We start from the raw sequence: 12,226 nt of genomic DNA, 5'->3' as shown, positions 1-12,226 counted from the left end.
GGGATGTTCAGCTTGCGAGCCTCGCTGATCGCGATGTGCTCCTTCTTGGTGTCCACGATCCACACGGCGCTGGGCACGCGGGACATGTCGCGGATACCACCGAGGGTGCGCTCGAGCTTGTCCTTCTCACGGCGAAGGTTCAGCAGCTCCTTCTTGGTGAGCGTGGAGCCGGCGACGTCGTCGAAGTCGATCTCCTCCAGCTCCTTGAGGCGCTGAAGCCGCTTGTGGACGGTGGAGAAGTTGGTGAGCATGCCGCCCAGCCAGCGCTGGTTGACGAAGGGCATGCCGACACGGCGAGCCTGCTCGTCGATGGCCTCCTGCGCCTGCTTCTTGGTACCGACGAACAGGATGGTGCCACCGTGGGCGACCGTCTGCTTGACGAACTCGTAGGCGCGGTCGATGTACGCCAGCGACTTCTGGAGGTCGATGATGTAGATGCCGTTGCGCTCGGTGAAGATGAAGCGCTTCATCTTGGGGTTCCAGCGACGGGTCTGGTGCCCGAAGTGGACGCCGCTCTCCAGGAGCTGGCGAATTGTCACGACTGTGGCCATGACCTGGTCCTCCTTGCGGTGGCGGAACGCGGGTTCCGCCGTCGGTTGTACCTGACGCCCCGCCCGCACCACCACACCGCGCGAGGCGGCGTGGACCGTGGGCACAGGCCCTCCCGAGGGAGGCAGGTGGGCGTGCGAATTGTGGTTCGACCCTGGTGGGCCGAAAACGATTCTATCCTCCGCCGAGCACACCCCGGGACGGCTCCGTGTCCAGGGACGTCATCGACGTGGAGAAGGTTGTCCACAGGCTCGGATCGGCTCTGGCGGAACGCGTCCGCGGCACGCACCCTGGAAACATGACAGACCCCCGGCTCTGGGCACTCCCGCTGTTCCTCACGCTCCTGCTGTTCCCCGTTTTCCCGATCCGAACCACACCGGCCGTCGCCTCTGTTCAGGGCCCATGGCGGTGGCCGTTGGATCCTCCGGTGGAGGTGCTGCGCGGCTTCGATCCGCCCGAGGAGCGTTGGCTTCCGGGGCACCTGGGTGTGGACCTGGCCGCCGAACCGGGGCAGAGCGTGTACCCGGCGGGGCCTGGCCGGGTACGGTTCGCCGGCGGTGTCGCCGGGGTGGGGGTGGTGAGCGTGACCCACGGAGAGACGCACACCACCTATTCGCCGGTGGAGGCCTCCGTCTCCCGCGGCGATCCGGTCGGCGCCGAGCCGATCGGCGTGGTGGCGGCCCAACCACGTCACTGCGCGGAACGGACCTGCCTGCACTGGGGCCTGCTACGCGGCCGCGCCTACCTGGACCCGCTCTCCCTGCTGGGGCGCGGTGAGGTCCGCCTCCTGCCCGTGCCGGCGACGCCGGCCCGGAGCGTGTCCGAACGAGGCCGGGGTGGACTCGGGGCCGACCGCGGGGTCAGGCGCGCGGGTGGGCCCGCCGGTAGGCGTCACGCAGGCGATCCACCGAGACGTGCGTGTAGATCTGGGTGCTGCGCGGGCTGGCGTGCCCCAGGAACTCCTGCACGCTGCGCAGGTCGGCGCCGCCGTTGAGCAGGTGGGTGGCGGCGCTGTGCCGCAGACCATGCGGGCCTGCCTCGATTCCGGCCGCGCGCAGGTGTGCGTACACGTCCTCTCGGGCCTGACGTACGCCCAGACGGCCACCGCGAGCGCCGAGGAAGAGCGCGTCGGCGCTGTGGGGTCCGGTGAGGTCGGGTCGACCACGGGAGGTCCAGGCGTCGACGGCGTCCAGGGCGGGACGGCCGACCGGGACGGTCCGTTCCTTGTCGCCCTTGCCCAGCACCCGGACGGTGTCGCGGGTGCGATCGAGGTCGGCCCGATCCAGGGCGCACAGTTCGGCGACCCGGATCCCGGTGGCGTAGAGCAGTTCGACGACCGCGTGTCGACGCAGCTCCACGGGGGTCTTCGGGGCGGGCCCGGACAGCGCGGAGCGCGCCTGCTCCTCGTCCAGGACCGTCGGCAGGTGACGCTGTTGGGCGGGGGTGGAGAGCCGGGGCCCGGGATCCACCGCCAGGACCCCCTCCCGGTGCAGGTACCGGGTGAGGGCGCGCACCGCCGCCACCCGACGGGCGATGGTGGAGCGGCCGGAACCCCTCTCTCGTGCCTTGGACAGCCAGGACCGGATCAGCGGGACGTCGAGGTCGGCCGGGTCGGCGTCGTGCTCGTCCAGGTGGGAGAGGAGAGAGCGCAGGTCGGACAGGTAGCCGCGAACCGTGTGGGGTGAGCGCCCCAGTTCTCCGGTCAGGTGCCCGGCCAATCCTTCCAGTGCCTCGGGACCGGTCAAGCGCGGTCCCGGGGCAGGCAGGCGACGGCGTCGATCTCCACCAGGTAGCGGGGGTGGACCAGCCCGCTCACCTCCACCAGGGTCGCCGCGGGCAGGTGACCGTCGGGCAGGCACTCCAGCAGCGCGGAACGGAAATCTTCGAGGTCGGTGATGTGACGCAGGTAGTACGTCAGCTTGACCAGGTCGCCCGGTCCCGCCCCGTGCCGGTCGAGGATCTCGGTGAGGTTCCGGAAGATCTGCCGAGTCTGCCCGGTGATGTCGAGAGCGATCTCGCCGTCGGGCGCCTCCGGGACCTGTCCGGAGACGAACAGCAGTGGCCCGTCGGCCAGGAGGGCGTCGCTGTACGGTTTTGCCATGTCGAAACCGTACCCGGGCGGGTGCCGGAGTACCCACCCGGACGGGGTTCGGTCGTGGCGCGGCCCCGGGTCGGGGCGACCGGCCGGGCGGCGGGCGCGCACGACCGCACCTGAGGGGCATCGCCCCGAGCCCCGATAGGCTCATCCGCCCTCCTTTCCGGTGGGCAGGCGCCAGCCGTCGGGGCAGCGTTCGACCATCCCCGCGGCGGCGAGCATCCCCAGGGAGCGCATCGCCCCTTCCAGGCCCTCCCCGCAACGCCTGGCGACCTCGGCGGTGCCCATTCCACGCCGGTCCACCGCCGCGAGCACCCGGGCCGTCTCCGGGTCGAGGTCCGCCGGACCCGGCAGGGAGGTCTCCCCCACGGGAACGATCTGTTCCACCACGTCACCGACCCCGGTGACACAGGTGGCCCGTCCCTCCTTCAGGAGCCGGTGGCAGCCCACCGAGGTCGCCGACGTGATCGGGCCCGGTACCGCCATGAGGGCCCGGTGCAGACCGTTGGCGTGCGTGGCGGTGTTGAGCGCCCCACTGCGCCGGCCCGCCTCCACCACCACGGTTCCCGGGGTGAGCGCCGCGATGAGCCGGTTGCGGATCAGGAAGTCCTGAGCGCGCGGTGAGCGACCGACCGGACGTTCGCTCACCAGTGCCCCGGTCCGGGTCACGTCCGCGAACAGGCCGGCGTGCCCGCGCGGGTAGTCCACGTCCAGGCCTCCGGCCAGCACCGCGACGGTGTGACCGACCGGCAGCGCGGACCGGTGCGCGGTCCCGTCGATGCCATAGGCGCCTCCGGAGACCACGGTGAAGCCGCGTTCGGCCAGCCCGTAGGAGAGTTCGGAGGCCACGTGCTCCCCGTAGGGACTGGCCGCCCTCGCGCCGACGATCGCGACCGATCGCAGGCACAGGTTGCGAAGGTCCCCGTGGCCGCGGACCCAGAGTCCGTAGCAGTCCCGGTCCCCGGGCAGGTTGTCCAGCCTCCCCGGCCATTCGGGGTCGCCGGGAGCGACGAACCGTACCCCGGCCTCCGCCGACTCCGAGAGCAGTCGGTCGACGTCCACTCGGACCGCCCGCCGTGCCCAGATCGCCCATCGGGGCGGTGGTTCGCCGTCCCATCCCGGCGGCGGCGCCCCGGCCGCCAACCCCGCCCACACCCGCTCCGCCCCGTGTTCCGCCAGCAACCGCGCCAGCCAGAGGTCACCGGGTCGCGCCACCGCCGTCAGAGCGGCCCGCGCCCGAGCCGCCGCCTCGTCCCACATCCGTTTCCTCCGCCGCCGCTCATCGGCACTCGTCGCTTCCTTCGCGGGCACCGTCCCGTCTCAAGGGCACGAACCGCCCCTCCCCCTCCAGGCCCGCTCCCTCGGCGGGTTTCCGTGCGCCACCAGACCGGATCAAACGGGTCCCGGGGCGTGTCGGTCTTCGCTTCGGCCGTCCGTTACCGGGACCGTCACCAGGCGCGGCCGGCCCAGAGGGCGTACGCGTAGGCGGTCTCCTCCTCCCCCGGTCGGTCGCGGTCGGCCAGGTCGGCGAGGGTCCAGGCGACTCGGAGCGCGCGATCGACGCCTCGGGCGCTGATCTGTCCGCGGTCCATGGCCAGGCCCAACACCCGCAGGGCGTTGGGGCCCGGCGGGAAGTCGCGCCGCAGTCGGGCTCCCGGGATCGCCGCGTTGGTGCTCCACGGGGTGTCGGCCAGGCGGGCGCGGGCACGTGCGCGGGCCGAGGCGACCCGTTCGGCCACCACCTCGGAGGACTCGGCGAAGGCCCGATCCGCCAGCAGTTCGGCGCGGGTCACCGGTTGGAGTTCCACCTTCAGGTCGACCCGGTCCAGCAGGGGGCCGGAAACCCGGGAGAAGTACCTCCTGCGCTCACCCGCCGGACAGGTGCACAGGTTGCCCGGTTTGGCGCAGGGGCAGGGGTTGGCCGCCATGACCAGCTGGAAGCGGGCCGGGAAGGCGACGGTGGCGGAGGCCCGGGCGATGACCACCTCGCCTCGTTCGAGGGGTTCGCGCAGGGAGTCCAGCACTCCGCGGCCGAACTGTGGTGCCTCGTCGACGAACAGGATGCCCCGGTGGGCCTTGGACACCCAGCCCGGCCCCGGGTTGCCGTTGCCACCACCGATGATGGCCGCACGGCTGGAGGTGTGGTGCGGCGCCGCGAAGGGCGCCCGGGTGACCAACGGCGCGCCGGGCGGGAGCAGGCCGGCCACCGAATGGATGGCGGTGGCCTCCAGCGCCTCGTTCTGGTCGAGCGGGGGCAGCACCGTGGGCAGCCGTTCGGCCAGCAGGCTCTTTCCCGTTCCGGGTGGTCCGAGCATCATCATGTTGTGCCCGCCCGCGGCGGCGATCTCCACCGCCCGGCGGGCCACCGGCTGGCCCAGCACGTCGGCCAGGTCCGGGCCGTGGTCCTCGGTGTGGGGCCCGGTCTCCGCCGGTTCTTCGGGTGTCTCCAGAGCCTCGCCGCGCAACCAGGAACACACCCCGGCGAGGTCGGCGGCGGCGATCACCTCCACGCCGGGGACCAACCGGGCCTCCGCGGCGTTGCCGGTGGCCACCACGAACCGGGTGAAACCCTGTCCGGCGGCGGAGACCACCGCGGGCAGAACCCCGCGGACCGGCCGGGCGCGTCCGTCCAGGCCGAGTTCGGCGATGAACACGGTGTCTTCGAGCCGGTCGACCGGCACCTCGCCGGCGGCGGACAGCACCGCGCCGGCGATGGCCAGGTCGAACAGGCTGCCGGACTTGGGCAGGCTGGCCGGGGACAGACTGATGGTGATCTGGCCGCTGGGCCAGTTCTCGGAGCTGTTGGCGACGGCGGCGCGGATGCGGTCCCTGGCCTCGCGCAACGCCGCGTCGGGCAGGCCGACCAGGGTCACCCCGGGGTCGCCGCCACCCAGGTGGACCTCCACCTCGACGATGTGCCCCTGCACGCCCAGCAGGGTGACGCAGTGGGTGCGGGAGAGCGTCATCAGCGCAGCCCCCGCTCGTGCGACAGGAGCACCCGGCCCCGGTCGAACAGGACGCACACGCCGTCGACCCTGAGTGGAGCGGGGCGACGGCGGTGCGTCAGGGCCCAGGAACGACCCAACGCCCGCAACCGGCGGCGTTTGCGTTCGTCGATGGCCTCCAGCGGGTGACCGTGGTGGAGTGAACCGCGGGTCTTGACCTCGGCGACCACCAGTACGGGCCCGTCCCGGGCCACGATGTCGATCTCCCCGGCGCCGTTCGGATCCCGCCAGTTGCGGGCCAGGACGAGCATCCCGGCCCGCTCCAGGTACCGGGCGGCGAGCTCCTCACCGCTCCGCCCCAGTGTGTGCCGGTACTCGGCCCACCGTCGTCGCAAAGCGACCACCTCCCGTTACCACGGTCGGTGATCGCTTCGCGTCGCACCAGGGGGAATCTCCCGCCTGTGGATAACTCCGGGATCACTCGCCGGGAGGCGGCCCCTCGGTCGGTGGCATCTCCAAGTCGGACTTGGTGATCTCCTCGACGTTGACGTCCTTGAACGTCACCACGCGCACGTTGCGGACGAACCGGGCCGGACGGTACATGTCCCAGACCCAGGCATCCTCCATCACGACCTCGAAGTACATCTCCCCGTTCTCCGTGGAACGGGGCTGCAGGTCCACGTGGTTGGTGAGGTAGAAGCGACGTTCGGTCTCGACCACGTAGCCGAAGAGGCCCACCACGTCGCGGTACTCCCGGTAGAGCTGCAGCTCCATCTCGGCCTCGTACTTCTCCAGGTCCTCAGAACTCATCCGCTCGCTCGCTTTCGTCAGCACTCTCCGGTAGTGATGTGCCGGTTCTCCGACCGTGGACACCGCCTCCGACCGACTTGTTCCCGTCGGGGAGGCGGACCACGCATGCGGAGAACGCCGATACGATCCCAGATCCATCATGCGTCACGGAACGCGTTTTCGCGCACCGTCGAACGGATTTCCTTCGACCGTTCGGTCACCCGACCCCGTCCGAAGGTCCTCGAACATGGGGCAGGTGGGCCCGACCCTACTCGGAGTCGAGTTCCTCGAAGGTCGCCGGAACACTCAGCGCACCGGCCTGGCCGAACGGCCAGATGATGACGAACGCCCGCCCCACCACGTGGTCGATCGGGACGGCGCCGCCACCGGGGTTGTTCTGGTTGGCGCGCGAATCGTGCGAGATGGCACGGTGGTCGCCCATCAGCCACAGGTGGTCCTCGGGAACCTCGATGGGCCCGAACTCGGTGTGGCTCTCCACGCTGCCCGGGTAGAGGTAGGCCTCCTCGTCGAGGGGCTCACCGTTGACCAGCAGACGGTTCTGCTCGTCACAGCACTCCACCGTGTCCCCCGGCAGACCGATGACCCGCTTGATGTACTCCTTACCGGAGGGCGCGGCGCCGAACTGCTGCTGCACCCAGGTGAACGCGCCGCTGACCGGGTTGGTGGGCTCGGGGATCTGCACGGTGTTCGGATCGTCCCACGACCCGTCGCCGTTGAAGACGACGACCTCACCGCGCTCGATGTCCCGGACCTGGTAGACGACCTTGTTGACGAGGACACGGTCACCGACGAGCAGTGTGTTCTCCATCGAGGTGGAGGGGATGTAGAACGCCTGCATCAACCAGGTTCTGATCACGAACGCGAGCACCAGCGCGATCACGATCAGGATGGGCAGTTCCTTCCAGAACGACCCCTTCTTGGCACTGCTCTGGGACTTGCTCATCGCCGCTTCCGCCCTCTCCTCCGACTCCTGGTCCTCGGCTGCGGAGACACCACTGGCTCCCAGACCATCGTGGGTCTGGGAGCCAGTGGCGGAGTCTTGCTCCTCCGGGCCGGGCCGGGCGGAATCCTCGTCTTGGACCCCGTCCGTACCGAGGCCCTTCTCGTCTTCGTCCATCGGCCGAAAGCCTATCCTGCCTCCCACCTGGGCGGCACGGTTCCGGCCGGATGCGGTTACGAGAAGTGGGACTACTTGGCGGCGGGCTCGCGACGCTCGCGGATACGAGCGGCCTTGCCGCGCAGGTCGCGCAGGTAGTACAGCTTGGCGCGACGCACGCGACCGCGGGCGGCGACCTCGTACTTCTCGATGGCCGGGGTGTGGATCGGGAAGGTACGCTCCACGCCCACGCCGTAGCTCACCTTGCGAATGGTGAAGGTCTCGCGGCTGCCCGCGCCCTGTCGGCGGATCACGACGCCCTTGAAGACCTGGACACGGGTGCGGTTGCCCTCCGTCACGCGAACGTGGACGTTGAGGGTGTCACCCGGACGGAACTCCGGGACGTCGGTACGAAGCTGAGCCTTCTCAAGCTCCTGAATGGCGGTGTGCATCTCGCGAATCCTCATCGATAGCGCGCCGCGTCCTGCCCCTCGGCTGTTCCGAGGAGGGGGTTCGCGGGCGAGGCCCTATTGGGTCTGAACTGTGGAACCACCCGGTGACCGACACAGAGGCCGACGTCGTACCGCCGGCATGCGGATGCCTTGGGGTCACCGAGGGGGAACCCTCCCAGTTTGCCATATCCCCCACGGCCACTCGAACCATCGGCGATGTGGCCTCGGCGATGCCCCGCTCAGTCCTGCGTGGTCTCCTCGGCGAGCACCTCGCGGTCGCGCTCGTCCAGACTCTCGTCCGGGGTGGCGGCGATCAGGTCCGGACGGTTGCGCCTGGTCTTGCGCAGCGCCTGGTCACGGCGCCAACGGTCCACCGCCCCGTGGTTTCCCGACAGCAGTACCGGCGGGACCTCCTGGTCGCGCCAGACGGACGGCTTGGTGTACACCGGCCCCTCGACCAGGTGTTCCATTCCGCCCGAGGCGAAGGAGTCCTGCACGTGGGACTCTCGGTTGCCCAGCACTCCGGGCAACAGCCGGGTGATCGCCTCCACGATGACCAGCGTCGCGGACTCGCCCCCGTTGAGGACGTAGTCGCCGATGCTGATCTCCTCGACCGGCATCCGACCCGCCGCGTCCACCGCCACCCGGGAGTCGATTCCCTCGTATCGGCCGCAGCCGAACACCAGGTTCTCCTCACCGGCCAGACGTTCGGCGTCGGCCTGGGTGAAGGGGCGTCCGCTGGGGGTGGGCAGGATCAGCCTGGCCGGCCGGTCCGCGATGACCTCGTCGAGCGCCTCCCCCCACGGTTCGGGCTTCATCACCATGCCGGGGCCGCCCCCATAGGGGGTGTCGTCGACGGTGTTGTGCCGGTCGTGGGTCCAGGAGCGCAGGTCGTGGACGCGCACGTCGAGAAGGCCCGCGGTACGGGCCTTGCCGATCAGGGACAGGTCCAGGGGGGCGAAGTAGTCGGGGAAGATGCTGATGATGTCGATGCGCACGGCGTACTCGGTCTCGTTCGCTCGGCGACGGGGCGGCGCGGGCCGCTCAGTCGTTGGTGTGGAGGTCGAGCAGTCCGGGCGGCGGGTCCAGGGTGATCCGCCCCGCGGCCACGTCGACCTCGGGGACGAGCGCGGCGACGAACGGCACGAGGACCTCGTGGCCGGCCTCGGCGGTGATCACCAGAACGTCCTGGGCGTGGTGGAGGATGTCGTCGACCTCGCCGACGGTCGTGCCGTCGGTGGTGACCGCGGTCAGGCCGATGAGTTCGTGGTCGTGGAACTCGTCCGGGTCGTCCAGGGGCGCGATGTCCTCGGAGTCCACCAGCAGCGCGGTGCCGCGCAGCGCCTCGGCGGCGTCGCGGTCGGACTTGCCCTTGAACCGGACGAGCAGCTTGCCGCCGTGTCGACGGATCGAGGCGATGGTGAGCGGCCCCACCGACGCCGGGTCGGTGTTGAGGACGGCGCCCTCGACGAACCGGGCCTCGGGGTCGTCGGTGCGAACGTCGACGGCCACGTCGCCGCGGATACCGTGCGCGCGGCCGATCCGGCCCACCACGAGTCGCATGAGTCCTTTTTCCTTCGATCGATACCGGCCCCGGAGCTCGACCGAGCGCCTCGTCGGCGCCTCGGAAGACCTCGGGGAAAACCGTGCCCGGGCGCCCCACAGGGGTGCCCGGGCACGGGTGCGGGGCACCGACCTTTTGGCCGGTGCCCCGGGAGGCGCGTCAGCGCACTTCGTGCAGGTCCAGCAGGTCCACACGCACGTAACGACCACCGGCGAGCGCGCCGATGATGGTACGCAGTGCCTTGGCGGTGCGGCCGTTGCGGCCGATCACCTTGCCCAAGTCGTCAGGGTGGACCCGAACCTCCAGGACCTTGCCCTTGCGGAGCCGTTTGGCTCTCACCTGGACGTCCTCGGAGTTCGCAACGATCCCCTTCACGAGGTGCTCAAGCGCCTCTTCCAGCACGATCAGGCCTCGCCCTCGGACTTCTTCTCGGCCTCGGCGTCCTCAGCCGGCTTCTCGGCCGGCTTCTCCGCCTTCTTCTCGGCCTTCTTGGTCTTCTTCTCCTGGCCGGGGAGCACGAGCTCCTTCAGCGCGGCCTGGAAGGCGGCCTCCTTGGCCTCCGGGTCCTTGGCCTCGGCGACCTGGAGCGGAGCCGGGGCCTGCAGGCCCTTGAACTTCTGCCAGTCACCGGTCTTGCGAAGGAGGACCTTCACCGCGTCGGACGGCTGAGCGCCGACGGACAGCCAGTACTGGACCCGCTCGGAGTCGACCTCGATGAGGCTCGGGTGCTCCTTGGGGTGGTACTTGCCGATCTCCTCGATCGCCTTGCCGTCACGCTTGTTGCGGGCGTCGGCGACGATGACGCGGTACTGCGGCGTACGGATCTTGCCCATACGCTTGAGCTTCAGTTTGACAGCCACTGGAGTGGTCTTCTCCCGAAAACGGTGTTAGCGCCTGACCGGCGACCCACGTGGGGTTGTGGAACCCGTCGAGGCAGGACATGAGCGGCAGGCTAGTTAGAGGGCCGGCCCGCCACCGTTAGTCGACTCCTCATTGTGCCAGACGCCGGCGGGTTCCTTGGCCAGGACACCGGACGAGTCCGATCACATTCGAAGGCGCGGCCACTCCCCTTCGTGGGGAACGGCCGCGCCACCGCTCACTTGTCGTCGTTCTTTCCGAACTTGAAGCCCGACAGGTCCGGCATGTTCGGTCCGCCGAAGGCGGGCGGGAGGCTGGGCTGCTGCCCACCGCCGCCACCGCCAAGGCCCGGAGGCAGCTGCGGGGTCTGCGGCCCCTCCTCCTGCCGGCGCTGCCGCTCGGCGGCGCGCTCGGCCTCCTGCTGACGGGCCTTCATCGGGTTGCCGCTGCGCTGCTTGCCCTTCTTCGGCTTCTTGCCCTTCTTGGCCTTCTTGCCGCCGCCACCCGGCATGCCCGGCATCCCGGGCATCCCCGGCATGCCGCCGCCGTTCTTCATCTTGCGCATCATCTTCTGCGCCTCGAAGAAACGGGTGACCATGCCGTTGACGTCGCCGACCTGGGTACCCGAGCCGTTGGCGATGCGCAGTCGGCGCGACCCGTTGATCATCTTGGGGTTGGCGCGCTCGGCGGGGGTCATCGACTGGATGATCGCCTGGATGCGGTCCAGGGACTTGTCGTCGATGTTGTCGATCTGTTCGCGCATCTGGCCCATGCCGGGCATCATCCCGAGCAGGTTGCCGATGGGTCCGAGCTTGCGGACCATCTTCATCTGCTCGAGGAAGTCGTCGAGCGTGAAGTCCTCGTCCGAGGCCATGGTCGAGGCCATCTTCTCGACCTCGGCCTCGTCGAACGTGCGCTGTGCCTGTTCGATGAGGGTGAGGACGTCGCCCATGTCCAGGATGCGCGAGGCCATCCGGTCCGGGTGGAAGAGGTCGAAGTCCTCGAGCTTCTCACCGGTGGAGGCGAACATGATCGGGCGGCCGGTGAGGTGCCGGATGGACAGGGCCGCACCACCGCGGGCGTCACCGTCGAGCTTGGTGAGCGCGACCGCGTCGTAGCCGACACCGTCGAGGAAGGACTGCGCGGTGTTGACCGCGTCCTGACCGATCATCGCGTCGACGACGAAGATGATCTCGTCGGGCTCGACCGCGTCACGGATGTCCGCCGCCTGCCGCATCATCTCGGTGTCCACACCGAGGCGGCCGGCGGTGTCGATGATGACGACGTTGTGGTTGTTGCGCCGCGCGTGCTCGATCGACTCGCGCGCGACCCGCACCGGATCGCCCACGCCGTTGCCGGGTTCGGGGGCGAACACCTGGGTGCCCGCGCGCTCACCGACCACCTGCAGCTGCGTGACGGCGTTGGGCCGCTGGAGGTCCGCGGCCACCAGCAGCGGAGTGTTGCGGTCGTCCGACAGCCACTTGGCGAGCTTGCCCGCCAGGGTGGTCTTACCGGCGCCCTGCAGACCCGCGAGCATGATCACGGTGGGGGGCGTCTTCGCGAAGCGGATCTGCCGCGTCTGGCCACCGAGGATCTCGACCAGTTCCTCGTTGACGATCTTGATGACCTGTTGGGCGGGGTTGAGGGCCTTGGAGACCTCTTCGCCGCGGGCGCGCTCCTTGATCCGCGCGATGAACTCGCGGACCACCGGTAGTGCGACGTCCGCTTCGAGCAGCGCGAGACGGATCTCGCGCGCGGTCGCGTTGATGTCCTCTTCGGAGAGGCGCCCCTTGCCGCGCAGCGAGGAGAAGACCGATGTCAGCCGGTCGGAAAGCGTCTCGAACACGAGTTCAGCCA

At 69.9% G+C, this 12,226-nt stretch carries 14 protein-coding genes and 1 pseudogene; 1 reads left to right on the top strand and 14 read right to left on the bottom strand.

All coding sequences use genetic code 11. The annotated features are described in order from the left end of the window. Nucleotides 1–551 (bottom strand): 30S ribosomal protein S2 (gene rpsB, locus K8V84_RS08655; protein WP_304072759.1); only part of this gene is annotated, 551 nt, incomplete at its 3' end. Between the two features lie 296 nt (nucleotides 552–847). On the opposite strand from rpsB, the pseudogene K8V84_RS08650 reads away from it, so the two are divergent. Then, nucleotides 848–1,291: pseudogene (locus K8V84_RS08650) on the top strand (peptidoglycan DD-metalloendopeptidase family protein); the annotation flags it as partial. A 118-nt stretch (nucleotides 1,292–1,409) separates the two neighbouring features. Here K8V84_RS08650 and K8V84_RS08645 read toward each other — a convergent pair. The 13 genes from K8V84_RS08645 to ffh all read right to left on the bottom strand — a co-directional run bounded on the left by K8V84_RS08645 (nucleotide 1,410) and on the right by ffh (nucleotide 12,215). Next, on the bottom strand, nucleotides 1,410–2,294 hold the full coding sequence (locus K8V84_RS08645) for a tyrosine recombinase XerC (RefSeq protein WP_304072756.1): 885 nt from the start codon (nucleotides 2,292–2,294) through the stop codon (nucleotides 1,410–1,412). Beyond that, a complete protein-coding gene (locus K8V84_RS08640) occupies nucleotides 2,291–2,650 on the bottom strand; it encodes a RidA family protein (RefSeq protein WP_304072753.1) in 360 nt (119 codons plus the stop codon). The genes K8V84_RS08645 and K8V84_RS08640 overlap by 4 nt, the downstream gene beginning before the upstream one ends. A 141-nt stretch (nucleotides 2,651–2,791) precedes the next feature. Beyond that, entirely contained in the window at nucleotides 2,792–3,904 is a 1,113-nt protein-coding gene (gene dprA / locus K8V84_RS08635; RefSeq protein ID WP_304072750.1) for a DNA-processing protein DprA, read from the bottom strand. Between the two features lie 188 nt (nucleotides 3,905–4,092). Continuing rightward, on the bottom strand, nucleotides 4,093–5,610 hold the full coding sequence (locus K8V84_RS08630) for a YifB family Mg chelatase-like AAA ATPase (protein ID WP_304072748.1): 1,518 nt from the start codon (nucleotides 5,608–5,610) through the stop codon (nucleotides 4,093–4,095). Then, entirely contained in the window at nucleotides 5,610–5,984 is a 375-nt protein-coding gene (locus tag K8V84_RS08625) for a YraN family protein (protein ID WP_304072745.1), read from the bottom strand. Before K8V84_RS08625 ends, K8V84_RS08630 begins: the two co-directional genes overlap by 1 nt. An 82-nt stretch (nucleotides 5,985–6,066) precedes the next feature. Continuing rightward, a complete protein-coding gene (locus tag K8V84_RS08620; protein WP_304072742.1) occupies nucleotides 6,067–6,399 on the bottom strand; it encodes a DUF2469 domain-containing protein in 333 nt (110 codons plus the stop codon). Between the two features lie 247 nt (nucleotides 6,400–6,646). After that, nucleotides 6,647–7,516, bottom strand: coding sequence for a signal peptidase I (lepB, locus tag K8V84_RS08615; protein ID WP_304072739.1), 870 nt, complete (start codon nucleotides 7,514–7,516; stop codon nucleotides 6,647–6,649). A gap of 71 nt (nucleotides 7,517–7,587) precedes the next feature. Continuing rightward, nucleotides 7,588–7,947: a 50S ribosomal protein L19 gene (rplS, locus tag K8V84_RS08610; RefSeq protein WP_304072736.1), complete on the bottom strand. Its 360-nt coding sequence runs from the start codon at nucleotides 7,945–7,947 to the stop codon at nucleotides 7,588–7,590. A gap of 239 nt (nucleotides 7,948–8,186) precedes the next feature. After that, a complete protein-coding gene (trmD, locus tag K8V84_RS08605; RefSeq protein ID WP_304072733.1) occupies nucleotides 8,187–8,945 on the bottom strand; it encodes a tRNA (guanosine(37)-N1)-methyltransferase TrmD in 759 nt (252 codons plus the stop codon). 46 nt (nucleotides 8,946–8,991) lie between these two features. Further along, complete coding sequence (rimM, locus tag K8V84_RS08600; RefSeq protein ID WP_304072730.1) at nucleotides 8,992–9,510, bottom strand: ribosome maturation factor RimM; 519 nt, start codon at nucleotides 9,508–9,510, stop codon at nucleotides 8,992–8,994. A gap of 160 nt (nucleotides 9,511–9,670) precedes the next feature. Beyond that, nucleotides 9,671–9,913 (bottom strand): RNA-binding protein, encoded by a 243-nt coding sequence (locus K8V84_RS08595; RefSeq protein ID WP_067601808.1) that lies wholly within the window; start codon nucleotides 9,911–9,913, stop codon nucleotides 9,671–9,673. 2 nt (nucleotides 9,914–9,915) lie between these two features. Then, the gene (gene rpsP, locus K8V84_RS08590) at nucleotides 9,916–10,371 is read right to left on the bottom strand and encodes a 30S ribosomal protein S16 (RefSeq protein WP_304072726.1); all 456 of its coding nucleotides are present in this window, start codon (nucleotides 10,369–10,371) and stop codon (nucleotides 9,916–9,918) included. Nucleotides 10,372–10,607: 236 nt separating this feature from the next. After that, entirely contained in the window at nucleotides 10,608–12,215 is a 1,608-nt protein-coding gene (ffh, locus tag K8V84_RS08585) for a signal recognition particle protein (protein ID WP_304072762.1), read from the bottom strand. Nucleotides 12,216–12,226: the final 11 nt, after the last annotated feature.

This window comes from Nocardiopsis listeri (assembly GCF_020741345.1).
GTDB lineage: Bacteria > Actinomycetota > Actinomycetes > Streptosporangiales > Streptosporangiaceae > Nocardiopsis > Nocardiopsis listeri_A.
This window is presented reverse-complemented; position numbering and strand designations above follow the sequence as displayed.